This window comes from Paenibacillus darwinianus (assembly GCF_000598065.1).
Taxonomy (GTDB): domain Bacteria; phylum Bacillota; class Bacilli; order Paenibacillales; family Paenibacillaceae; genus Paenibacillus_I; species Paenibacillus_I darwinianus.
In genome coordinates, this window is the sequence record NZ_KK082134.1 from 22,479 (window position 1) to 46,446 (window position 23,968).

Here is a 23,968-nt window from a genome sequence, read left to right on the forward strand (position 1 = left end):
TTAGCCCACCTTTCCCATCAGGTAGACGACGGTGAAGATGAATACCCACACGACGTCGATGAAATGCCAATACATGCTCGCTACGTAAACTTTCGGCGCCGTAACGACGGTCAAGCCTTTGCGTTTGACCTGAGCAATCAGCATGGAAATCCAAATGATGCCGAAGGCGACATGCGCGCCATGGAATCCGACAAGCGTGTAGAAAGAAGTACTGAATGCGCTGGTCGTAAATTTATGGCCTTCCTTAACATATTCAATGAACTCGTAAATCTCGAGTCCAAGAAAGCAGAGACCGAGGAAGACCGTCACAATCAGCCAATTGATCAACGATTTGACATTGTTGCGATGCAGCGCCTGGACGGCGAACACGCTGGTCAAGCTCGAGGTGAGCAAAAGGAAAGTCGCGAGTGCGACCGTCCAAAGCTTAAATAATTCATATGCCGGAGGTCCGTCCAGAACCTGACCCCGCAGCGACAGATAAACCGAGAACAGCGTACCGAACAGTACCGTTTCACCGCCGAGGAAAAGCCAGAAGCCAAGCACTTTATTGCGGCCTTCGAGCGTCGCCCTCTCCGGCTCGTGCGGAAGCTCGCCGTCTATATGCGAATGTGCGCTCATGCTTTTACCCCCTTGTCGTGAAGCTCATCCGGTTCGATGTGGAAACCGTTATCGTCTTTGACGGAACGCAGGATCATGCAGAGGAATACAGTCGCCATGCCCACAGCAACTGCGATCCAGTTACGATACATAAAGCCGAAACCTGCTATGAACAGTCCTAGAGCCATAAAGAACGGCAAAATCGATGGCGAAGGCATATGAATCGGTCCAAGCGGTTCAGCGGGAGTCATGCCGTTGTTGCCGTCCGTCTTCTCTTTCCACAGCGCATCATATCCGCGAACGAGCGGCGTTTGTGCGAAGTTATACTCCGGCGCTGGGGATGGGATTGACCATTCCAGCGTACGCCCGTCTTCCCATGGGTCGTTGCCGGCAGTTTTCGGCTTTCCGAACGTGACAATGATGTTCAGAAGGAAGAGCAACGTGCCGATTCCCATCAGAAACGCGCCGACGGTCGAGACCAGGTTCATCTCGTTGAAGCCCAGACCGTTCAGGTACGTCCACGTTCTGCGCGGCATCCCCAACAGCCCCAGGAAATGCTGAATCAGGAATGTCATATGGAAACCAATATAAAACGTCCAGAATGTCCACTTTCCGAGCTTCTCGCTCAGCATCCGGCCGAACATTTTGGGCCACCAGTAATGCAGTCCTGCGAACAAGCCGAGTACCAAGCCGCCTACGATAACATAGTGAAAATGAGCGACAACGAAATAAGTGTCCTGGTACTGATAGTCAGCCGGCGCTGCAGCCAGCATGACCCCGGTGACGCCGCCCATAACGAACGTCGGTATGAAGCCAACAGCGAATAAATTAGCTGTCGTGAAGCGAATCGAACCGCCCCATAGTGTGAACAGCCAGTTAAAGATTTTGATGCCGGTCGGTACGGCGATCAGCATGGTGGCAATCGAGAACAGCGCGTTCGCGACTGGACCCAGACCCGCAGTGAACATGTGATGCGCCCAGACCATAAATCCTAGGAAACCGATCAGAACCGTCGCGAACACCATAGAGCTGTAGCCGAACAGTCGCTTGCGCGAGAATGTACTGACGATTTCGGAAATGATACCGAATGCGGGAAGAATGAGAATGTACACCTCAGGGTGACCGAAAATCCAGAAAATATGCTCCCATAGTACTGCGTTTCCGCCCCCCGACGGGTTGAAAAAATTACCGCTGAATATCCGGTCGAACATGAGCGCCACCAAGCCGACGGTTAAGGCTGGGAAGGCAAACAAAATCAGAGCGGAGGTGATAAAGGCCGACCAGGTGAACATCGGCATTCTCATAAAGCTCATGCCTGGTGCGCGCATGTTAATAATCGTAACCAGGAAGTTGATGCCGCCGACCAGCGTTCCGATACCGGCAATCTGCAGGCCGATGACATAGTAATCAACCCCCTCGCCTTCGCTAAAGGTCGAGCTGGCAAGCGGAACATAAGAAGTCCAACCTGCATCTGGCGCGCCGCCGGCGAACCAACTGATGTTTAGCAGTACGCCGCCGAAGAAGAAGGTCCAGAAGCCGAGCGCGTTGACGAAGGGGAACGCCACGTCGCGCGCGCCGATCTGCAGCGGCACGATTGCATTCATAAGAGCAAATATGACCGGCATCGCCGCCAGAAATATCATCGTTGTACCGTGCATGGTGAGCAGCTGGTTGTAGGTGTCCGGGTTTACAAAATTATTCAGCGGTTTCCACAGCTGAATCCGAATGAGGATTGCTTCCAGGCCGCCGATGAGGAAAAAGAAGCCACCGGCGATCAGATACAGGATCCCGATTTTTTTATGGTCGACGGTCGTCAGCCAGTCCATTAAGCCGCTGTACCGTTTAACCTCGTGCGCGTGAGCCAAGTGAGGTGCCTCCTTCTGTCTCCGTTATTCTTTGGATTCCTGCGAATCATCGGTAGCGTCGTTGTTAGCGAGCGTTTCGGACTCGTAGTTTAATTTGTACTCGGCCAAGTATTTCGATATCCCCGCGAGCTCCTGCTCGGTCAGATCGATCTTCGGCATTTGGTTACCTGGCTTAACCGCTTGCGGATCTTTGATCCAACGGTATAAGTTATCGTAGGTGGAGCCTTCATTCTGGTATTTCGGATTTTCCGTGTTCACGAGAATGCCTCCTACCGTCTCCCGATCCCCGATCCCCGTCAGGTTAGGGAATGCGGGACCGCCCATGTCGCCAACGGCATGGCACGATAAGCATTGGCTCTGAAATTTCTGAGCGATGGCAGGATCTTCAGGAAGAACAGCCGGCGCCTTCATCGCCGCCACCCAATTGTCGAACGAGGCTTGATCTACGACTTTCACTTTGAAATCCATCAAAGAATGCGACGGGCCGCATAGCTCGGCGCACTTGCCGAGGAAGATGCCTTCCTTCGCAGGCGTCTCAAAATACATCCGATTCACGTTGCCGCCGGGGTTCGTATCGATCTTGCCGGCCAGCGCCGGAATCCAGAAGGAGTGCAGCACATCGGCGGATTTCGCTTCTACCGCGATTTTCGTGCCAATCGGCACGACAAGCTCCTGCGCCGTCTTCACGCCCAATCCCGGATACTCGAATTCCCACCAGTACTGATGCGAGGTCACGTTGACGACAACCGCTTTAGGGTCTTTGCTATAATCCTGGGAAAGCGCGAAAACGCTTTGAATCGTCGGCACGCCGAGGATTACGAGCAGGATCAACGGAATAACCGTCCAAATGATTTCAAGCTTGTGGTTGCCTTCCACCTGAACCGGAATTTTGTTGTCCCCGGGACGGCGGCGAAAACGAACCAGAACGTAAATGGCGATCGCAAATACGACGATGACCACCAGCAGCATGATGATAAATGACAACTTCATCAAATTAAACTGCTCTTGCGCTACCGCTCCCTGCGGATTCAGCGTGGACAGGTCCGCGCGTCCGCAAGCGGACAGGAGCAAAACGACCCCTGCCATCAGAGGCAGAAGGCGCTTTAATACATGCCACCGTTTCATCATTAATCAACCCCGCTTTTTACGATTTCACAGTTGCCTTGATGTGGAGTGGCAGGCGGCCAACTGTGTACTTTCCGTTGTTCCGACGTGACAAAGCACACAATTCAATCACTTTTTGGTCACATCCTGATCACTTTATTAAATATAAAGTTGTGACACATATTTGTCAATGTTCCGCAGAGAGTTCACAAATTGTTCTCAAAGCCGTCAAAATTGGCTTCACATAAGGCTTTTTGCGGTTTTGGACGGATCATTTTACGACCGCTTTCAACCCGCTTTTGCCCCTGGTTTATTCCAATTAATAGGGGAGATAATAACCGTTTACCACCCTGGAAGCACTTAGGGTGGCATTGGTTTTTTATGGTGGGACCCTGTGCGCATATTTCCCCCTCCGCTACGGAACCTAATACTAAACGCGTCTTCAGCATTGGAGGTTTCTTCATTGAATAAGCTCGTTCGTTTGACCGCAGTCGCGGTTTGCGCCACGTGCCTGCTGGCAGGCTGCAATTACAAACGCTACGTCCAGGATAGCGGCTACGATTACGGTTCCAGGCAGAACGGGGATCCGAAGATGCTTGGCCCGAAACTGTACGGCTCCCTTACCGGAAATCCCCGTCAGCACGACAACAAGTATGTAGAATACAGCAGCATGCTAACAAACGAGGTGTCCAATCTGAACGGGGTGGCATCGGGGCTGGTGATGCTGACCGATAAAAACGCCTATGTGGCGCTTATGCTCGACGGGACGGCGGTAGGCACGAAAAGCTCCGGTTCCCGAAGTTACGACCAGAACAACGGAGGGTTGAACGAGGGCGTGTACAACGTCGACACTGGAAGTCCCTATGGCAGCGGCAGCAAGCCGGCTTCCCCTTATAACAGCTACTACACCATTAACGACCATAGCGAGCTGTCGGATGAGCTGAAGCAGACGATCGCCGCGAAAATCCGTCATCTGGCCCCCCGCGTGGAGGAAGTTCATATCTCCGCCAATATGGACTTCGTTAACGAGATCAATGAATATGCCAAGCAGGCCTGGGCGGGAAGGTCGCTGGCCGTATTGCTCGAGCCTTTCAACCTTCTGGTGCGGCACCAGTTCGCCGGCGGTAAAACGATGCCCGTCCCGGTACAGGAAAGAACGTCTAGGGCAGAGCAATCCCGGTAACCATAACCGCACCAAAAAAAGAGACGCTTCCGCGTCTCTTATCTGTCGTTATCGACAATATTAATCCGGTCAACCGACCGAAGATCTCATCTTGCCCAACTCATGTTCGACCAATACCGTCAGCTCGTCTTCATAGCCGCCGGTAATCCGGTATTTGCGGATATAATCGCGGACGAATTTTCTCGGATCCTTAGGTTGAAATATTCTCGTTAATTCCTTCAGGCTCTCCTTGACTTCATTATGGCCTCGCTTCGCCATGAAATCCCCTCCCAAGCGTTGAGTGGTCGTCCTTTACAATGTACGAGAACGCACCCGGCGCATATGCCGAATACCTGTGATACTACCCTAGGCACATCCCCTGCGGGGCCTACAATCCGTCCGGCAATTATTCATGGTCGAAACCTTCAATATATTCAGTTTTCTTTTCATTATACCAGCTTCACCCGCAGGTGGAAGGAGAATAATATCCCGGCAATCATTCCGGATTGTTCGGGTCTCTGACGTACGGGGGCGGATTGGAGCCAGCGCCTGCCTGCGCGCCGGGAGTATTTTCGCCTTGAGCGGCGCGGCCGCCGGCTCTCCCCGCTTTGGTCATCCGCAGATAGACAACGACTACCGTAACCGCAATCACAATGCCGAAAAGCACGGCTATATAGGTAATCCACAGATAAGACATCGCCTTCGACGAGCCACCTTTCTCCCAAAGTATATTTTCACTTTAAATTTCCAATTCCATGATTTCTAAATGATATAGCATAACTAGCGGCGCTTCAATTGTCGCATAGACTCCGAGGTTAAAGTTTATTAAACGCTTACAACCGTTTGCCGAAACGTTGACCTCGCGATAGGAGGGATCAAGCTTCTCCCTCGGCTCGATATAGCGCAGAACCCCCCTATCCGGCCAGAGCAAGCAGGAACGCTGCGACGAGCGCGAACATCAGCAGCCTGCGCATCCACCCAAACCATTATATGCACCCTTTCACCGACATTTCTTACTTATACGATATACCCGAAGATTTCGTTGCGTACACGGAGCATCGCCTAATTGCGCGGGGGCGGTTGACAACCGGGCGTCCAAGGAGTATAACAAGGGTCATTCAGGAGAGCGAGGAGAAAGCGCTATGAATGAGAACAAAGCATACAGCGGGATCGAGCTGGCAGACATTGTTCTGGCCCAGCATTTACTGAAGGAAGTCGTCGTAAGAACGCCGCTGCAATACAGCCGGGTGCTGTCGGAGCGGTTCGACTGCCGGGTATTATTAAAACGTGAGGATTTGCAAGTGGTCCGCTCGTTCAAAATCCGCGGCGCTTATCACGTCATGCGTTCCCTTCCCGCCGAGCAGTTGAGCAAAGGAGTGGTCTGCGCCAGCGCCGGCAACCACGCTCAAGGCGTCGCCTATTCGTGCCGGGCTCTTGGGGTTCCGGGCAAAATCTATATGCCCAGCACGACTCCGCGCCAGAAAGTCAGCCAGGTATTGTTCTTCGGCGGCTCGCAGGTTGAGGTCATTCTGGTCGGGGACACCTTCGACGATGCCTATGCGGAAGCGATCGCCTGCTGCGAGCGTGACGAGCTGACGTTCATTCATCCTTTCGACGACCTTCGGATCGTTGCCGGCAACGGGACGGTCGGCTTGGAGCTGATGGAAGACGCGGACACGCCGCCCGATTACATTTTCCTCACGATCGGCGGAGGCGGATTGGCCGCCGGCGTCGGTTCGTATGTGAAAAGTGTCTCCCCCGGCACCCTGCTGATCGGCGTAGAGCCGGAAGGCGCGGCTTCCATGCGGGCGTCGTTCGATTGCGGGGAAGTTACGGCACTTGAGCAGATCGACAAGTTCGTGGACGGAGCCGCCGTCAAGCGGGTCGGCGACATTACGTACGGCATATGCCGCGGCCTGCTGGACGACATTGTGATCGTGCCCGAAGGGCAAGTATGCTCCGCAATCCTCGGACTGTACAACGAGAGCGCCATCGTGGCCGAGCCAGCCGGTGCGCTGCCGATCGCCGCATTGGACAATTATCGTGACCGCATCCGCGGAAAAACCGTCGTCTGTGTTGTCAGCGGCGGCAACAACGACGTCGACCGCATGCAGGAGATCAAGGAACGATCGCTTATTTTCGAAGGCTTGAAGCATTATTTCATGATCAACTTCCCGCAACGCGCGGGCGCCTTGAGGGAATTTCTCGACGACGTGCTCGGACCGGGCGACGACATTACCAGGTTCGAGTATACGAAAAAGCACAACAAGGACAACGGACCGGCGCTTGTCGGCCTTGAATTGAAAAACCGCGGAGACTATGAGCCCCTGATCACGCGCATGCGGAGCAAAGGATTCCAGTTCCTTGAACTGAATAAAGACCCGCACCTTTTCAACTTCTTAATCTGACCCGTCCGCGCATGATTTCCCGGCATTTCGGGAAAAAGATGGATGGGTGATGATAAGCATGCAGGAACAATCCGGGTTTTACGTATTGGGAAAAAAGCTCCGCGGCCGGCGTGAGAAGTCCGGGAAGAGCAAGCTCGACGAGCGATTCGAGCAAAGGATGAGGAAGCTTAAGCCCGAACCGATCCCGGCTTCTCTGGATTCGGCGGTTGAGCTGCTGAGTTCGGGGGTCGGCGCAAGCGACGATTTGATCGTCCGCCGTTTTCAGCTGGGTGGCAGCGGCGGCAGGTCTGCTGCGATCCTTTTCATCGAAGGGCTGACCGACTCCGTTGTCGTGGAGGATTTTATACTGCGAGCCGCCATGGCAAAATCATTGTCCGATACGCCGGCCGGCTGCAAGTCGGGCGATGCATTGTTCGACTATATCCGCGATGCGGTTCTGCCGGTGAATCAGACGAACGAGGGCAAAGATTCGGCCGAAGCGGTCGGCCTCATGCTCTCCGGGGACACCGCATTCCTCATAGACGGCGTACAACGCTGCCTGCTGTTGAATACGAAATCGTACCCGAGCAGACCCGTCGAGGAACCGCGCACCGAATCGGTTGTCCGCGGACCGCGGGACGGGTTTACGGAACAGCTCCGCGTCAATATCGGCCTGATCCGTCGCCGGCTGCGGGATCCGAACATGCGCATCCGCACATTAACCGTCGGCGCACGCAGTCAAACGTCCGTATCGGTCGTGTATATCGACGATATCGCGCCCAAAGCGATCGTCGACGAAGTGCTCTCCCGCATTAAGAAAATCGATATCGACACCGCGCTTGAGAGCGGCTATATCGAGCAGTTCATCGAAGACAATCATTGGACGCCCTTCCCGCTGATCCATAATACGGAGCGGCCGGACAAGGCCGTAGCCAACCTGCTCGAGGGCCGCATCGTGATCATTACGGACGGCTCGCCGTTCGCGCTTATCGCCCCCGCCCTTTTCACCGCGTTCTATCAAAGCCCTGAAGATTACTACGAACGGTTTCTGATCAGCACCATGATCCGGTTCATCCGCATCATAAGCATGGTTATGGCTCTGCTGCTCCCGTCCCTTTACATTGCATTCAGCTCGTTTCATCCGGAAATGATTCCGTCGCGGCTGGTCATCGCCATGGCCGCCGGACGTTCCACCGTGCCTTTCCCTTCCGTCGTCGAAGCGTTCATGATGGAGATAACGATGGAAATTTTGCGCGAAGCGAGCGTCCGGCTGCCCGGCCCGATCGGCCCGACGATTGGCATCGTGGGCGCGCTGGTCGTAGGCCAGGCGGCCGTTCAGGCCGGTATCGTAAGTCCGATCATGGTCATCATTGTCGCGCTGACGACAATCGGCTCATTCGCATCGCCAAGCTACAGCGCGGCGATTGCACTCCGGATGCTGCGCTTTCCAATGATGGTCGCGGCCGGCATGTTCGGCCTCTACGGCATCATGCTGCTCATCCTCATCATCGTCGTTCATCTATGCTCGCTGAAATCGTTCGGCGTGCCTTACCTGGCTCCGCTGACGCCGTTCCGGTTCCGCGATTTAAAGGATACGGTTATCCGCGCGCCGATGATCTTCATGCGCAGTCGACCGCTTGCCCTGCAGCCGCAGGATACGTACCGAATGAAGAAGCAAGGAGGCATGGCGAAGCATGACGAAGCGGACGGACAATCCGACAATCGGCGATAAAGGAGCCGAACACGGGCAGCCGGCTGCCGCCGGCGGTAAGGACGGACACGACGGAACGGAAAGGAGGAGCGGACAGTCATCGGCTAACCGCTTCGTCATCAGCCCCCGTCAATCCGCGTCGATCGTTGCCAGCACCATTTTCGGCGTCGGTGTACTGACCTTGCCGCGCACTACGACTGAAATCGCCGGAGAAAGCGGCTGGCTGTCCACTGTGCTCGGCGCCTGCCTGGCGATGGTGCCGATGCTCTTTCTTTCTTTGCTTGCGCGCATGTTTCCGGGCAAAAGCATCGTCCGCCTGGGAGCCGAGCTGTTCAGTCCGGTCCGCAGAATATGGATCGGGAAGATCCTGATCCTGCCGTTCCTGTCCCTGATGGTTGCATACTGGACAGCAACCACCGGCATGGTCGCCCGTATTTTCGGTGAAGTGGTCACGGCCGCCGTGCTGCCCCGGACTCCAGTCGAGGTCATCATCGGCACCATGCTGCTGACCGGCTTTATCCTTGTCATGCACGATATCGAGACGGTGGCCCGAGTGAACGAGATTTTACTGCCGCTGATCGTCGTCCCGATTCTGCTGATCAGTTTATTTTCCTATCAGAGCGCCCGGTTGGATAATCTGTTCCCGCTGTTCGCGGTCGACTGGATGAGCATTATGCGCAGCTCGCTTACTTCAACCGCAGCTTATCTCGGCTTTGAGGTATTCACCCTCTTCATGTCGCATGCCGAGCCATCGCGCGCAATGGTCAGGGCCAATCTCACCGGCATCGCAATTCCCGGCTTCATGTACACGCTGATCGTCATCTCCGGCATATCCGTTTTCGGCGTCGATGAGCTGAAGCAGCTCGTGTGGCCCACGCTGGAGCTCGTCAAAACGACCGAAATGCCCGGGCTCGTCCTTGAACGAACCGAATCGCTCTTCATCGGCGTCTGGGTGACGGCGGTTTTCACCACGGTGGGCACGATGTATTTCACACTCACCATGCTGCTGAAGGAAATGCTCGGGCTCCGCACCCACCGCTGGATCGCGCTCGCCATGCTGCCGGCATTATATTGGGTGGCGCTGCGGCCGCAAAATATAAAAGACCTTTTCGATTGGCAGGATATAACCGGAAATTACGGCTCATTTTACTTGCTGAGCATGCCGATCCTGTTTTGGCTGATCGCGCAAATGCGTCCCTCGGTGCGGCGGCGGAACCGCAGCGCAGCGGCGGATTCCGGCGGGGAAGGGGGGAGCCGAGCATGATGGTCCGCGCCGCGCGCCGACGGCCGTACAATCGTTGTTTGCTCCGCATCGTTGCCGGAGTGCTCTCTGCTCTCCTATGCCTGGCTCTGGCCGGCTGCTGGGACCGCCGCGAGATCGAGGAGCGGACAAGTGTCGTAGCCGTCGCAATCGACGCGGTGCCGGACCGGCCCGATATGATCCGCTTGTCCGTGCAAATTCCGATACCGCTCAAAATCGCCGGATCGACGGGCACCGGCGGTTCGTCCGGCGGCGACAGTCCCGTCAAGGTGCTTTCTTCCGACGGGATCACAGTGCTCGACGCGATCCGAAAGCTGCAGACGCAATTAAACCAGGAGCTTTTCTACGGCCATACACGGGTCATCGCAATCGGCGAGGCCGTCGCCAGGAAAGGGCTCAACGAGGTGCTGGACCCTTTCCGGCGCAACCCGCAAATCCGCCGGCTGCTGTGGCCCATTATCGTGGAGGGCGAGGGCAGGCAACTGCTCGAGGCCAATCCCGGACTGGAGCAAATTCCGACCGTATACATCATGTCCCTTGTCGAGAACGGCGTCAAAGAAGGGTATATTCCCGACATGAACTTGGGCAATTTCTTCATCGACCTGTCTTCGAACTGCCACCAGCCGTTCATGCTTAGATTCTCAGCCCGCAAAGAGGAAATTGCCTATAAAGGCATTGCCTTATTCCGGGAAGACAAAATGATCGGCTCGCTCGACGTGCAGGAGACTTGGGCAATCGAACGGGTGCGGTACCGCGAGAACGGCGGCCCGATTATTTTCCCCTATGAAGGAGATTCTTCGCGCATGGTGTCGTTGTCAAGCGAGTTTGTCGGCCAGTCCAGCCGGATCCGTTACAATAACGGACGAGTCGAGGCCAGAATTCATATCCAGCTTGAAGGCGCGCTACTGGAAAAAACGTTCGATGACATGCTGTTTAAATCCGGGAGGATCACCCTGCTGGAGCAGAACGCCGCCGACTATTTGGCCGCCAAAACCCGCCAGGTGATAGAGAAGCTCCAGAAACGATACCGGGCGGATGTGATCGGGATCGGGGGCAAGATCCGCGCCTTTCATCCCGGCATCTGGCGACGGATTAATTGGCAGTCCGAGTTCCCGGAGGCCGACATCGTGGTTACTTACAGCTATAAGTTGCGCAACACCGGCATGGAAATGGATTGAACCGCCCTTCAGGCCCCCTCCCTCAGGGCTGCCGAGCCGCATCAGACCGCTCCCGGTCGATTGCGGCTTTTCATCGATTGGACTTCTTTTTCAACATGCCTATAATAAAAGAGTAAACATTATTCACCGGCGCGCCGCTTGTGCGGGGACACGCAACCGATTCATTTCGCAAAGGGGCAAGCATATGGACTTCAAACTTAACCGTTCGTTCGGACGTGAAATCGTCCTGTTCTCCGTCATTCTGCTGTTCGTCGAATTCGTCAGGGGCGCGTTCGTGATCAGCTTCTTGCCGATTTACGGCGGAAAAACGCTCGGCCTTTCACTTGATGTGATCGGCGTTGCGATTACCGCCCATTACCTGACCGACACAGCGTTGAAAATTATGATCGGCTGGCTGCTCGACCGGATCTCGGCACGCACCATCGTGCATCTCGGACTGCTCGTTTCGCTGCTGGGCGTTTTTCTGATCGCATACGCCGATGTCCCCTGGCTGTTCATTACGGCTTCCGCCCTGTACGGCGTCGGCATGTCGCCGATCTGGATCGTTTGCCTGACCAAGGTGACCGAAGCGAACCGCGCCACGCAGATGGGGTATTTATATACGATCTGGTTTATCGGGATGGGCGCCGGACCGATTGTGTGCAACCTGCTGCTCGACACGAGCCCGGTCTTCACCTACCGGCTGCTTGTCGGCCTCTCCTTGTTCGCATGGCTGCTGTCGCTGTTCATATCCAACCGCCGCGAACGGGACGTCGACACGATACCGCTGCGCGAGCAGTTCGCTATTCTGAAAAGCAAGCTTCGTCAGATGCGGCTGCTGCTGCCCGGCATGATCCTGCAAACGATGGGCGCCGGTATGCTGGTTCCTATCCTGCCCAGCTTCGCAGAAAAGCAGCTCGGCATCAATCCCTCGCAGTATTCGCTGATCCTTATGGCCGGCGGCTTGTTCACCATCGCGGGTCTGATGCCGATGGGCCGGTTGTCCGACCGCATCGGCGGCAAAAAATGGTTTCTGATCGGCGGCTTCGGGATGTTCGCTGTCGGGCTCGGACTGCTGGCGATGCATCCGTCGTTATGGGAAGCCGTCATGCTCGCCGCGCTTCTTGGCATCTCCTACGCCGCCTTGCTGCCGGCCTGGAACGCATTGCTCGCCTCCTACGTCCCGCCGCAGCAGCAGGGTCTCGGCTGGGGAATCTTCTCCACGGTCGAAGGAATCGGCGTCATGATCGGCCCGATCGTGGGCGGCGTCATCGGCACATTCTACAGCCAAACGGACGTCGTCCGGTTGAGCGCCGTTCTGTTCGGGCTCATCGCCCTCCTGTATCTTCTGTTTCCTTTCCGGCCGGTGTCGGACGACTGACAGCGGCCTGCACATTATTTTATTCCAAGAGAGTAGTGAGTACACATGAGTCAATGGCAAGCATGGCTGGATCAGCTCCGGCAGATGGACCAGGCGCAAATTCAACGAACGATCGAGAGCTACTCCGCATACGGACCACTTCCGGGCCTGCTGCTGCCGCTGATTGAATCCTTTTTTCCGTTTCTGCCGCTCATTCTGTTCGTGGCCGTTAATGCGAACGTCTACGGGTTCTGGCTCGGATTTCTGTATTCCTGGCTCGGCGTTTCGGCCGGCGCCATGCTTGTGTTCTGGATATCGCGTACAATCGGCGGCCGGTTCGGCACTTGGCTGGAGCGGCGTTTTCCCGTATCTTCCAAATTTTTTCAATGGATCGAGCGCAAAGGGTTTACGCCGATTTTTCTGCTCGCTTGCTTTCCCTTCTCGCCGTCTTTTCTGATCAATCTCGCTTCAGGACTCAGCACGGTGCGGTTTCAGACGTTCATGACCGCGATTCTGCTTGGCAAAGCGGTGATGATTTCATCGATTTCGTTGCTCAGCTTCAACATAACCGATCTGGCGCATGAGCCTTGGCGGATCGCGGTCGCTTTGGTTCTGATCGCAGTATTGTGGTTCGGCGGCAAAAGACTGGAAGCCCGGTATCAGACACATTGACCGGCCCGCCTGAACCGGCGGCAAGCCCGCTGGTCGGCCCTTAACGGGAAGAGCGACTCGGTTGGAGGGGAATGAAAGTCCTATGAACCCCGTTAACGTGACAGGAACGGTTGTGGTGCTGCTGGCTGCGGCGGTTATCGTCGGTGCAATGATCGCGGTGATCCGGGCAGTGTCGGATGATTCGGGGAGGCACAGTGAATTAAAACGGTTTATGGAGACGCTGTTCGAAACGCCCGATCATCTTCGGCCCGGCGGCGGAGAGCGCGCGAAGCAGTGCGAGGGGGAAGCCGGCGGTTCGGAGGGAAGCGCAGGCGAACGCTTCAGCGAGCCGTGCCCGGCATGCGGGGAGACGGTCACCCATGAAGATGCCAGCTGCCCTTCGTGCGGGCTGCGGCTGTTATCATAATTCCTTTCTTTCCGTGGCAAACTGATCAAGGTAAACACCCCGGAAAGGAGTGATTGCCATGTCAGGCGAACAGCCGTCCCACGGCCAGCGGGAAGCGGCGCAGGCCCAATCGTCGGCGGACCGGAGCGGCCAAGGCAAGGAGGCCGCTGCCCGCAAGCAATCCAAGGCGGATCGCGCGGCCGTGCCGAAGCACGGTCTATAATTCTTGTGCAGTAGCACCCAAGGAGGCACAACGCGAATGGACGACAGCCAGAAGCACAAGGAAAAGGAACCGATGTCAGGCGAACCCGTCGAGGTCGACGGAACATACAAGAACGAGTGGGGCAGAGAAGCGGAGCTGAAGCGCGGCGACGTGTTCCCCGCCGATCCGACGCTCGGCACGACAGAGTGGGAACTTGTAGAATTTCAGCCAAGAGGAAGCATGAGCACCGAAAAGAACCGTCCCGACGCACAAGATGCGTTCGGACGGTTCTTTTGTGCGGCCCGCGGCGGGGCTGGCGGACGAGGTTTGGCGACGGTGTCCATTCCGGCGTGGAAGCTGCCCTGCGCGCTGCCCTACCTCGACCGTGTTGCGCTGCCGCGCTGCCCTCCCGTTCACAGCTCGCTCTCCGGCGTCCTTTGCGGCCGTTCCCGCTCCCTTACTTGATCAAGCAGCTTCTCGAGCCGGCGAAGGTGGTAGCCGTATTCGAACAAGGAGGATGCGACGAAGATCAGCCGCTTGTGCAGGGTCGGATCCTCCCCCAAATAACCGGTCAATTGCTTGACGAACCGCTCTTCCCGCTCCTCCTCCGGCTCGATCTGAACGTTGGGCTTCATTTTCCCTTCCGATTTCAACAGAATGTGTTCGTGGTACTTGGTAAGCTCTTCGATTTGCCGGTCGAATCGGCCTGCCCATTCCTCGGCTCCCGGCGCGGAGAAATAATGCTCTTCCACCACATCGAGCAAGTCAGCGCCTTTCTGCAGCGCTTTGATCATCTGCTTGGAGACGAGCAGCTGGCGCGCCCGGTCGAGCTTCTTCTCCGAACGAAACGCCCGTTCCTCCTCGAACAGCATGAAACGCTCGTCCAGCTTGCGGAGCGTGGCGTGAAGAGCTTCCTTCTCCTCCTTGTGCACCTGCTCCTTGATCTCATTCGAGATCGACGTGCGCAGCAGCAGCGACAGCTTCGCATGCGCCTCGTGCACCTGCTGCGTGAACTGGCGTCTGGGCCTCGGCGGAAAAAGCAGCACATTGACGAAAAAGGCGGCGCCCATGCCCGTCATGACCATCAGAAAACGCCCCAGCGCAAAATCCCACCCCTGTGCGTGAGCCTCCATAACGGCTACGACGGTGACGAGCGTAAGCCCGATCGCCCCTTCCATTTTAAGCCGGATATTGATCAGGATGACTGCTATGCAGACGATGCCGATCGCAATCGGCGCGCTACCGATGAATTGTACCGCCCCGAGCGCAATAGCCGCGCCGAGTATGTTCGACTGCACTTGATCCAACACCTGCTGCCAGGAGCGGTAGATGGACGGCTGTATCGTAAAAATCGAAGCGACAGCAGCGATAACCGGCGAATCGAAAGAAAATAAATTACTCAGAAAAATGGCAAAAGCGACAGCCAGGCCGGTCTTCAGAACGCGTGCGCCGATCGTCATGCGGATCCGCCCCCGTCCTCTCCGTTCTCACATTCCGCCGGCAATAAGATCCTATCATAACCGGCCGTCCGTTCCGGATCGCGCAGCAGAAACAGGCGTACGGCAAACTCGGCGCTAGAGCCGCATATCAATTGCTTAAGCGCCGACAGCGACAGCTCCCCATGCTCCGATAATTGTCCAAACCGCTCCAAGTATGCGGGATAAATCAAATGCGGCAACCCTTTCCCCTGAGGCCCCTCTGCCACCCTGCGGGTTCGCGCTTTCCGTTCAAGTTCTTCCCATGTCCCGTCCATGACCCGATCTCCTCCTTCCACTATTATAAACGAAAAATCGGCTTCCTTAAAAATCCCACATTATCTTGTACGAACCGTTTTGGCGAATCATTTCGAATCGCCTGCCGGAGACGGAGACTGCCAGCGTGCTCGGGCGGCGCCGATTCATCTTTTCGCAACCGGGATATCGATCGGCACGTCGAAATGCCAGATCAGCGCGGCGGCAATCGGTACCGACAGCAAATAAGCCGCAAGCGGCCTGCGGTGGTGCAGAAGCAGCATCGGAAACATAACGCAATCGAACAGCAGCGACCATCCCAGGTTCCAGCCGTGCGCATAGCGTATGCGATCCGTCAGCGAATAGATCAATTCGACTCCGCCGAAAATGACGATCCACATCAGGATATGGATAATCCGCCGCCGAGCTCCCGCCTTATCCGGATACCGGGACAAAAACAGCAGCGCACACCCGGGAAACGTCACGAGCGTATAGACAAGCTCCGTCCCGAGATAATCCGGCGCCATGTCCGGGTACAGCTCCCATAACAAATGACCGGCGCATATAAAATTGTACATCGCGTTGCCCAGGGCAATATACAGCATGGTCGCATGATAGCGCCGCCAATTCCGCCAATCTCCCCATTTCCAGACGGCAATTACCGTTATGAATGCAATTGTAAAATGCATCGCTGCAGGATACCTTCCCTTCACTCACCCAACATTACATTTATACTACCCCCTATATTTCCTCTTCATCCCATATATTACGTTCTATCCCACTTTATAACCGGAATGAAAACTGCTTCGCGCGTCCATGTTAGGAGCATTGGAGGTGATCAGCATGACGGGCAGAAATAACAAGCCGAAAAATAACGGCCCCGCGTCCAGCCCTTCCCGGCTTGACCAATTCGGCAGCCGCCTGGCCGACGATACGGCCCCAAAGGCCGCAGAACGCGGCAACCGCGGAGAAGGAAGCTGCTGACCCAGGCTTGTGGTGAACATCCCGGCGCTTACGCCGCCGTCGCAACAGACGGCGGCTTTTCTCATTTTTTTCATGTTTCTCATTGCGCTTATGCTCCTCCTGCCCGGCAGGCAGCTTCATATCCAGCCGCAGCTCGTATAGCCGCTTAATCATAGGCTCGTAATCGGTCGCTGTATCGGCGCTTCCGACCAATAAAGCGCCTTATTGTTGTTCGATTTCCGTCCCCTGTGCTATTCCATTATCGCCGGCTCATTGATTTTTATGATCCTATATAATATGCGATTTAGCGGCACTGTATGCCGCTAACGCTCGCCATGCTTGTCCAGCGAAAACAAAAAGACTGCCGCAGCGCGACAGTCTTCCCGAAATGCCAATGCATATCCTAGTCAATTTACTACGCCATTGTAAGCCATGATCCACATCGACCCGCCGACGATGGTGACGAGAATGACGAGCCCGAATATGAGCGTCATCAAATTATAGCGGGGTTTCTGTTCCTCGCGCAGATGCATGAAGAACAGCAGCTGTACCGCAAATTGCAGCACCGCAGCGATGAGCAGAACGGCAATGGCCGCCGCTCCCTCCAGCAGATCGTTCAATACGACCATCAGCGGAATGATTGTCAGGATGATCGAAAGAACGAAGCCGATCGCATACTGCTTCAGCGAGCCGTGCGCATGCGCTCCTTCCGAATGGTGACCGCCTTCACCATGCCCATGTCCGTGTGAGCCATGTGTATTTTGCGTGCCCTGCGCCATCTACATCACCCCCATCAGATACACGATCGTGAAGACGAAAATCCACACGACATCGAGAAAGTGCCAGTACAGACTCACGATGTTCACTTTGCGCTTGGTCACCGGCGTAATTCCCCGGCGGGCCAGCTGAATGATCAGAGCTGTCATCCAGACCAGGCCAACGGAGACGTGCAGACCGTGCGTACCGACCAGCGTATAAAATGCCGACCAGAAGGCGCTTGTTCCCATGTTGGCACCTTCGTGAACGAGCTTCGTAAATTCGGTCACTTCCAGATAGATGAAGGACAAGCCCAGCAGCGCCGTAACGATGAGCCAACCGATCAAGCCTTGCTTGTTGCCGCGGTTCATCGCGAGAACGGCGAGTCCGCTTGTGAAGCTGCTTGTAAGCAGAATGAATGTCGAAGCAATGATCCCGCCCAGTTCAAACAACTCGGGACCGGGTCCGCCGGCTGTGTTGCCGCGCAGGACGATGAAAGTCGCAAACAATGTACCGAACAGGATAACGTCCGTAATCAGAAAGATCCAAAAGCCGAACTGGCGCAGCTCTTCCTGGTCATGATGGCCGTCATGTCCGTGTTCATGGCCTTGCGTTTGCGCATGACCGTTAGCTTGTGCCATCATACCGTCCCCCTTAATGCCGCTTCCGTGCGTTTAATTTCGTCCACCGGGATATAATATTCGTTATCGTACGTAAAAGAGTGTACGAGCATACATACGCCGACGCCGATCAAGCCGGGGATTGCCATCCAGTACCATCCCCATACGAAACCGAAGCCCGCCACAAACCAGCAGAACGACTTGATGAACGCGATCGGCGAATTTTTCGGCATATGAATAGGTTCATAAGGCTGGGCCGGAGCCGGCGGAAGCCCTTGCTCACGCCGCTTCTTCTCTTCCCACCAAGGATCCTGCTCATCCGCGCGGGGTACGACCGCGAAGTTATACAGTGGAGCCGGCGAAGGAATCGACCACTCCAGCGTGCGGCCGTTCCATGGATCGCCTGTCGTATCGCGCTGCATAAACTTGACGCTGTGCGCGATTTGCCATACTTGAAACAGGAAGCCGAGTCCCATTATGAAAGCGCCGATCGTTGAGGTGAGATTCAGCCCGAACCAGCCGGTATCCCAGCCATACGTGCTCACCCGGCGAGTCATGCCGTCCAAACCGACCAGATATTGCGGCATGAAAGTTAAATAGAAGCCGATATTCCAGGTCCAGAACGCCCATTTGCCGATCTTCTCATTCAGCTTGAAGCCGAAAACCTTAGGCCACCAATAGTACAGACCTGCGAAATAACCGAACGCAACCCCGCCTATCAATACCTGATGAAAGTGCGCGATCAGGAAATAGCTGTTATGCAACTGGAAATCGGCCGGCGCGACGGAGAGCATAACACCTGTGAGGCCCCCTGCCACGAAGGTCACAATAAAGCCGATTGTCCACAGCATCGGTGTTTCAAAGGAAATTCGTCCTCGAAACATGGTAAACAGCCAATTGAATACCTTGACCCCGGTCGGTATGGCAATAACCATCGTCGTTACGGCGAAAAACGCGTTGACATTCGCGCCGGAGCCCATCGTGAAGAAGTGATGCACCCATGTGAAGAAGGAGGCGACGCTGATGCTCATCAATGCGAATACCATCGATTTATAGCCGAACAGCTTCTTTTTGGAGAAAGTAGCCACGATCTCCGAGAATATGCCGAAGGCCGGCAAAATAACGATATAAACCTCGGGGTGTCCCCACATCCAGATGAGGTTGATGTACATCATCGGGTTTCCCCCGCCGTCGAGCGTGAAGAAATGCGTTCCGAAGGTGCGGTCGAGCATAAGCAGCGCCAGCGTGACCGTCAGAATCGGGAAGGCGAAAATAATCGTCGCGCTGCTGGCGAGGACCGACCAGGAGAACATCGGCATTTTCATCAGTTTCATGCCGGGCGCCCGCATTTTCAGAATCGTCACAATGAAATTAATACCGGTCATCAAGGAGCCGATACCGGAAATTTGAATGCCCCAGTTGTAAAAGTCCTGACCTACGCCTGGGCTGAACATTTTCCCGGACAATGGCGGATAGGCCAACCATCCGGCATCCGGCGAACCGCCGATAACGAACGATACGTTAAACAGCATGGCGCCCCAGAAGAAGAGCCAGAAACTAAGCGAGTTAAGGAAAGGAAACGCAACGTCGCGGGCGCCGATCTGCAGCGGTACGACGATATTGAACAATCCGAACATGAGGGGCATAGCCATGAATAGAATCATGATTACGCCATGTGTCGTGAAAATTTGGTTGTAGTGCTCCGGTGTTAAGAATTGCATATTCGGCATAGCGAGCTGCGTTCTCATCAGCAAGGCGTCTACGCCGCCTCGGAACAGCATAAGCAGCGCGGCGATAACGTACATGATGCCGATGCGCTTATGATCGACTGTCGTCAGCCATTCCCGCCAAAGCCAGCCCCATTTCTTGAAATAAGTCAGTGTAATGACAAGCGCGACCATCGTAAGTCCGATACTGACCTGGGCGCCCAGGATCAACGGATCGCCCGTCACGAAAAATTCGGACGCGAAAGATTTTATTTTTTCTAACACGATGCTGCCTCCCTTCTCAGTTAATGATTTGCGTGCGATGTGCCGGACTGCTTAACGTCTGGTGACGGGCCTTCGGCGTTTTTGCTCGGTTCCGCGCCGTCCTTCTTTTCAGATTCAACATATTTGTTGACAATTTTCTGGAAAAGTTTTTCCGGGAAAGAAGAGAACGACAACACTTCAGATACGCCCGGTTGAGCCAGCTTCTGATAGCCCTGAGCGGTGAGCGACGGAGACGTTTGTTTCACGCTCGCTACCCACTCGTCGAATTCGGCTTGCGAGGTTGCCTTTGCATCGAATTTCATTTGGCCAAATTGCGCACCGCTGAAATTCGCCCCGGAACCCATATAAACCCCTGGCTCATCCGCTTGCAAATGCAGCGTCATCGCCATACCGGACATCGTGTATACCTGCCCGCCAAGCTGCGGAATCCAGAAAGAGTTCATCGGCGCATCCGACGTCAACTCAAACTTGACCGGTACGTCCTCAGGAATCTGCAAATAATTGACGGACGCGATCCCTTGCTCCGGGTAAAGGAACAGCCATTTCCAGTCGAGCGAAGCGACTTGTACAGTCAGCGTTTCCTCTTTGGAGCCCAGCGGCTTTGAAGGTTCAAGCGCATACGTATACCGGACGGTCACGACCGCAAGCACAATAATAATGAGGATAGGAACCCCCCACCAAATCGCCTCAAGCTTCGTGTTGTGCTCCCAGTCCGGTATATAGGGCGCTTTGTTACCCGGCTTGTCGCGATAACGCCAGACAATGAACGCCGTCAGTGCCATCACAGGAATAAAGACCAACAAAGCAATAATGATCGTAAACCAGATCAGGTCTTTCTGCTGCTCGCCGATAGGCCCCTTAGGGTCGAGCACGATCAGATTCGCGCAACCCGACGTTATCAGACCCAAGCCGATAACCGCAAAAATGGCCGCAACGCGCTTGAACGCCGGCGTTTCTTTCATATTTCTCTCAACTCCCCATTTCATGCGATTAATAATGGATGATACCGCATAACGATGCGTGTCCAGGCTTGTGATTAAAATAACACATTCCGCTTGTCCTAGGGGATCTGTTAACAAAGGCGTCAACGAAACGCCTTAATTCCGTAAAATTTTGTTCACCGTTTCGACGATTGTATGACTCTGCCATGGAAAAAACCACATGCGGGCACACGGTTTCCGCGGCATGTGGTTAGCGTATTATATATGTATTAAACCGTCTGCCGGTCGATCAAATCAGCGAAAAAACCTCCCTGCTTATAAGAGGGAGGCCATGCAAATGCCTATTCCGGTTATTCGACCGTTTCGGTCGTCTCGCTCTCCTGCTTGCGCTGCTCGACCATGTTGATGGCCGTGCCGATCGTATAGATGAACACGCTGCCCACCATAAATCCGATCCCCAGCATGAGCGGAAGGTTGTCGTCACTGAAAAAACCCATATTCGCTACGCTCATCACCACTCCGATACCGAGCGCGATCCAGGCCAGTATATTCATGAAGGAGAAAAGCCGTTTCCCTTCCCGCTCGTGTTGTTGTCCGGACGTACTAGCCGTCTTTATTGTCATCGTCATCACTTCCATTCCGGTTTGTAAGGGTTATCATGATTTCAGTATACCACAATTCGTTCAATAAATGTTCACTTTTTGATCAAAAATCAGACACTTTTTATTACACCATTCTTAAAAGATTAAACAATCCCCCACATGGAGAACACGGAAAGGAAGCGCTCTCTTGTCGGAATTTCCCGGGAAATAGGTTGCGGCGTCATTGTCGTCCCAGTTGCGCCCTTAATTCGTTGCGGCGGCCGGTGACACTCCAAAAGTCAGCATAAAAAAGCCTCCTTGTCCGTGTTCCGGACAGGAGGCGGTCGCATGGCGGAAAAGACCTGTGCCCACCTATGCAAATGCGAGCAACAACAGCAACAGAAACTGCAACCGACAGGCTGCCCGGCAAGCGGACTGCCTCTCAACTGCGCCGCCGCTGAAAACCGCCGGTTACAGCAGCTTCCAGGCGATATCGTTCCGCCGCAGCTCATTACGCAGCGCCGCCGGCTTCGTATCCTTGTCGATGACGACCGCTTCAATGCCGGCCATCTCGGCGAAATCGACCATCTGCTCGGTCGTCACCACATATGAGAAGGCGGTGTGGTGCGCGCCGCCTGCATGAATCCACGACTCGACGCCGTCCTTCAGGCTCGGCTGCACCTTCCACAGCACCCGGGCGACAGGCAACTTCGGCAGCGCCTTCTCCGCTTCGACCGCCTCCACCTCGTTGATGATAAGGCGAAACCGGCTGCCGAGGTCAACGATCGAGACGTTGATCGCCGCGCCCCCGCGGCCGTTGAATACCATACGCGCCGGGTCGTCCTTGCCGCCGATCCCGAGCGGATGCACCTCAAGGCGCGGCTTGTCGGCCGCGATTGTCGGGCAAACCTCCAGCATATGCGAGCCGAGAACGAGCTCATTGCCCGGCTCGAGATGGTACGTGTAGTCCTCCATGAACGACGTGCCTTCGTTGCCCGCGATGATTTTCATCAGCCGCACAAGCGCCGCCGTTTTCCAATCACCCTCGCCCGCAAAGCCGTAACCGTCCTCCATCAGCCGCTGAACGGCGAGTCCGGGCAGCTGCTTCATGCCGTGCAAATCCTCGAACGTCGTCGTGAAAGCAGTGAAGCCGCCCTCTTCGAGGAACGAACGGAGGCCGAGCTCAATGCGCGCCTGATAGGCGATGGCATCGCGCTTCTCCTGGCTTTCCGCCACGATTTCGTATTTCTGCGCATACTCGTCCATCAGCTTGTTGACGGCGTCTTCCGTCACGGCATTCATCCGGGCAACCAGGTCGCCGATGCCGTAGCCGTTCACCGACCAGCCGAACTGAATTTCGGCCTCCACCTTATCGCCTTCGGTTACAGCCACCTGACGCATGTTATCGCCGAAGCGGGCCACCTTCAGCGAACGGCTCTCCGCGACCGCCGCTGCGGTGCGCTGCCAGCCGCCGATCTGCTTGCGGACGTCAGCATTGTCCCAGTGTCCGAAAACGACCTTGCGCGCGATGCCCATGCGGGCGGCGATGAAGCCGTGCTCGCGGTCGCCGTGGGCCGCCTGATTCGTATTCATGAAATCCATGTCGATCGTATCCCACGGAATATCGCGGTTGTATTGGGACGCGAAATGAAGATACGGCTTTTTCAGCTGGGAAAAGCCGCGGATCCACATTTTCGAAGGCGAGAAAGTGTGCATCCATGTGATGATGCCCGCGCATTTGTCGTCCGAGTTCGCGTCGATCATCAGGCGGCGGATATCGTCCGGCGTCGTCAGCACGGATTTAAATACAATCTCATAGGTCATGGCGGCATCGCCGTTCAAGCCTTCGACCATTTCGCGGGAGTGGGACTCCACCTCCTGCAGCGTTTCCGGGCCGTATAAGTGCTGGCTTCCGGTGACGAACCAGAATTGATAAGGTTTGGTTTGCAGCATCATATGATTAAGCCTCCTCTTTAATGGCTTTCAGCCGTTTCATCACGTCATTCTCGCCGCGGCCGAAGTAATCGTGCAGCTTCGAGTATTCCCGGTACAGCTTCTCGTACACGGCGACGTTCGCCGGAATCGGCTTGAACGTCTCTTCGCGCACGCGCGCCATCTTCTTCGCCGCGTCGACGATCGAATCGTAGCCGCCGTTCGCGGAGCCCGCCGCAACCGCAGCGAACATGGCCGCGCCGAGCGCCGGCGTCTGCCTGGAGGCCGCAATCTTGATCTCGCGGTTCGTCACGTCGGCGTAGATTTGCATCAGCAGGCGGTTTTTCTGCGGCAGTCCGCCGCAGGCGTAGAGCTCGTTCACTTCGACGCCGTTGCTGTGGAACGCGTCGACGATTTTGCGCGTGCCGTAAGCGGTCGCCTCAAGCAGCGCGCGGTAGATCTCCTCCGGCTTCGTCAGCAGCGTGCAGCCGAGCAGCAGGCCGGTCAAGTCCGTGTCCACCAATACGGAACGGTTGCCGTTCCACCAATCGAGCGCGAGCAGGCCGGATTGGCCCGGCTTGTAGACGGAAG

General features: G+C 55.5%; 25 protein-coding genes and 1 pseudogene. 10 read left to right on the plus strand and 16 right to left on the minus strand.

Annotation, left to right across the window (positions count from 1 at the left end; genetic code table 11):
- The 3 genes from BG52_RS02845 to coxB are packed head-to-tail and all read right to left on the minus strand — an operon-like array spanning position 1 to position 3,590.
- Entirely contained in the window at positions 1-618 is a 618-nt protein-coding gene (locus tag BG52_RS02845; RefSeq protein WP_036579858.1) for a cytochrome (ubi)quinol oxidase subunit III, read from the minus strand.
- Positions 615-2,462, minus strand: a complete 1,848-nt coding sequence (ctaD, locus tag BG52_RS02850) for a cytochrome c oxidase subunit I (protein WP_036579861.1) — start codon at positions 2,460-2,462, stop codon at positions 615-617. The genes BG52_RS02845 and ctaD overlap by 4 nt, the downstream gene beginning before the upstream one ends.
- 24 nt (positions 2,463-2,486) lie before the next feature.
- Complete coding sequence (gene coxB / locus BG52_RS02855) at positions 2,487-3,590, minus strand: cytochrome c oxidase subunit II (RefSeq protein WP_036579864.1); 1,104 nt, start codon at positions 3,588-3,590, stop codon at positions 2,487-2,489.
- Between the two features lie 439 nt (positions 3,591-4,029).
- Between coxB and BG52_RS02860 the strand changes: the two genes are divergently transcribed.
- A complete protein-coding gene (locus tag BG52_RS02860) occupies positions 4,030-4,749 on the plus strand; it encodes a YhcN/YlaJ family sporulation lipoprotein (RefSeq protein ID WP_051587639.1) in 720 nt (239 codons plus the stop codon).
- 69 nt (positions 4,750-4,818) lie between these two features.
- Here BG52_RS02860 and BG52_RS02865 read toward each other — a convergent pair whose 3' ends face one another.
- Both BG52_RS02865 and BG52_RS02870 read right to left on the minus strand, forming a co-directional pair.
- Positions 4,819-5,007, minus strand: coding sequence for a hypothetical protein (locus tag BG52_RS02865; protein WP_036579866.1), 189 nt, complete (start codon positions 5,005-5,007; stop codon positions 4,819-4,821).
- 217 nt (positions 5,008-5,224) lie between these two features.
- Positions 5,225-5,425, minus strand: coding sequence for a hypothetical protein (locus BG52_RS02870; protein WP_036579868.1), 201 nt, complete (start codon positions 5,423-5,425; stop codon positions 5,225-5,227).
- Between the two features lie 445 nt (positions 5,426-5,870).
- On the opposite strand from BG52_RS02870, the gene ilvA reads away from it, so the two are divergent.
- From ilvA to BG52_RS15160, 9 genes and pseudogenes are all read left to right on the plus strand, one after another.
- Positions 5,871-7,136, plus strand: a complete 1,266-nt coding sequence (ilvA, locus tag BG52_RS02875; RefSeq protein ID WP_036579870.1) for a threonine ammonia-lyase IlvA — start codon at positions 5,871-5,873, stop codon at positions 7,134-7,136.
- A 58-nt stretch (positions 7,137-7,194) separates the two neighbouring features.
- Complete coding sequence (locus BG52_RS02880) at positions 7,195-8,847, plus strand: spore germination protein (RefSeq protein ID WP_036579939.1); 1,653 nt, start codon at positions 7,195-7,197, stop codon at positions 8,845-8,847.
- Positions 8,810-10,090: a GerAB/ArcD/ProY family transporter gene (locus BG52_RS02885; RefSeq protein ID WP_051587638.1), complete on the plus strand. Its 1,281-nt coding sequence runs from the start codon at positions 8,810-8,812 to the stop codon at positions 10,088-10,090. Before BG52_RS02880 ends, BG52_RS02885 begins: the two co-directional genes overlap by 38 nt.
- Entirely contained in the window at positions 10,087-11,265 is a 1,179-nt protein-coding gene (locus BG52_RS02890; protein WP_051587637.1) for a Ger(x)C family spore germination protein, read from the plus strand. Before BG52_RS02885 ends, BG52_RS02890 begins: the two co-directional genes overlap by 4 nt.
- Positions 11,266-11,449: 184 nt before the next feature.
- Positions 11,450-12,625, plus strand: a complete 1,176-nt coding sequence (locus tag BG52_RS02895; protein ID WP_036579873.1) for an MFS transporter — start codon at positions 11,450-11,452, stop codon at positions 12,623-12,625.
- Between the two features lie 45 nt (positions 12,626-12,670).
- A complete protein-coding gene (locus BG52_RS02900; protein WP_036579875.1) occupies positions 12,671-13,276 on the plus strand; it encodes a TVP38/TMEM64 family protein in 606 nt (201 codons plus the stop codon).
- Between the two features lie 82 nt (positions 13,277-13,358).
- Positions 13,359-13,682, plus strand: a complete 324-nt coding sequence (locus BG52_RS02905; protein ID WP_036579878.1) for a hypothetical protein — start codon at positions 13,359-13,361, stop codon at positions 13,680-13,682.
- Positions 13,683-13,740: 58 nt separating this feature from the next.
- Positions 13,741-13,884 (plus strand): hypothetical protein, encoded by a 144-nt coding sequence (locus BG52_RS15895; protein WP_190287447.1) that lies wholly within the window; start codon positions 13,741-13,743, stop codon positions 13,882-13,884.
- 36 nt (positions 13,885-13,920) lie between these two features.
- A pseudogene (locus tag BG52_RS15160) lies at positions 13,921-14,082 on the plus strand (transposase); the annotation flags it as partial.
- 194 nt (positions 14,083-14,276) lie between these two features.
- On the opposite strand, the gene BG52_RS02915 reads toward BG52_RS15160, so the two are convergent.
- From BG52_RS02915 to BG52_RS02960, 11 genes are all read right to left on the minus strand, one after another.
- On the minus strand, positions 14,277-15,323 hold the full coding sequence (locus BG52_RS02915) for an FUSC family protein (protein WP_036579880.1): 1,047 nt from the start codon (positions 15,321-15,323) through the stop codon (positions 14,277-14,279).
- The gene (locus tag BG52_RS02920; protein ID WP_036579883.1) at positions 15,320-15,616 is read right to left on the minus strand and encodes a hypothetical protein; all 297 of its coding nucleotides are present in this window, start codon (positions 15,614-15,616) and stop codon (positions 15,320-15,322) included. The genes BG52_RS02915 and BG52_RS02920 overlap by 4 nt, the downstream gene beginning before the upstream one ends.
- Before the next feature lie 144 nt (positions 15,617-15,760).
- Positions 15,761-16,282, minus strand: a complete 522-nt coding sequence (locus tag BG52_RS02925) for a CBO0543 family protein (RefSeq protein ID WP_036579886.1) — start codon at positions 16,280-16,282, stop codon at positions 15,761-15,763.
- Between the two features lie 84 nt (positions 16,283-16,366).
- Positions 16,367-16,660 (minus strand): hypothetical protein, encoded by a 294-nt coding sequence (locus tag BG52_RS15900; protein ID WP_190287448.1) that lies wholly within the window; start codon positions 16,658-16,660, stop codon positions 16,367-16,369.
- Between the two features lie 303 nt (positions 16,661-16,963).
- On the minus strand, positions 16,964-17,335 hold the full coding sequence (gene cyoD / locus BG52_RS02930) for a cytochrome o ubiquinol oxidase subunit IV (protein WP_036579888.1): 372 nt from the start codon (positions 17,333-17,335) through the stop codon (positions 16,964-16,966).
- Complete coding sequence (gene cyoC / locus BG52_RS02935) at positions 17,336-17,953, minus strand: cytochrome o ubiquinol oxidase subunit III (RefSeq protein WP_036579891.1); 618 nt, start codon at positions 17,951-17,953, stop codon at positions 17,336-17,338.
- The gene (locus BG52_RS02940; protein ID WP_036579894.1) at positions 17,953-19,923 is read right to left on the minus strand and encodes a cbb3-type cytochrome c oxidase subunit I; all 1,971 of its coding nucleotides are present in this window, start codon (positions 19,921-19,923) and stop codon (positions 17,953-17,955) included. The genes cyoC and BG52_RS02940 overlap by 1 nt, the downstream gene beginning before the upstream one ends.
- A 20-nt stretch (positions 19,924-19,943) precedes the next feature.
- Positions 19,944-20,885, minus strand: coding sequence for a ubiquinol oxidase subunit II (gene cyoA / locus BG52_RS02945; protein ID WP_051587635.1), 942 nt, complete (start codon positions 20,883-20,885; stop codon positions 19,944-19,946).
- 329 nt (positions 20,886-21,214) lie between these two features.
- Positions 21,215-21,493, minus strand: a complete 279-nt coding sequence (locus BG52_RS02950) for a hypothetical protein (protein ID WP_223298903.1) — start codon at positions 21,491-21,493, stop codon at positions 21,215-21,217.
- Between the two features lie 423 nt (positions 21,494-21,916).
- Complete coding sequence (gene araA / locus BG52_RS02955) at positions 21,917-23,398, minus strand: L-arabinose isomerase (RefSeq protein ID WP_036666815.1); 1,482 nt, start codon at positions 23,396-23,398, stop codon at positions 21,917-21,919.
- A 7-nt stretch (positions 23,399-23,405) separates the two neighbouring features.
- The coding region (locus tag BG52_RS02960) for an FGGY-family carbohydrate kinase (RefSeq protein WP_036666812.1) at positions 23,406-23,968 on the minus strand (563 nt) is incomplete at its 5' end.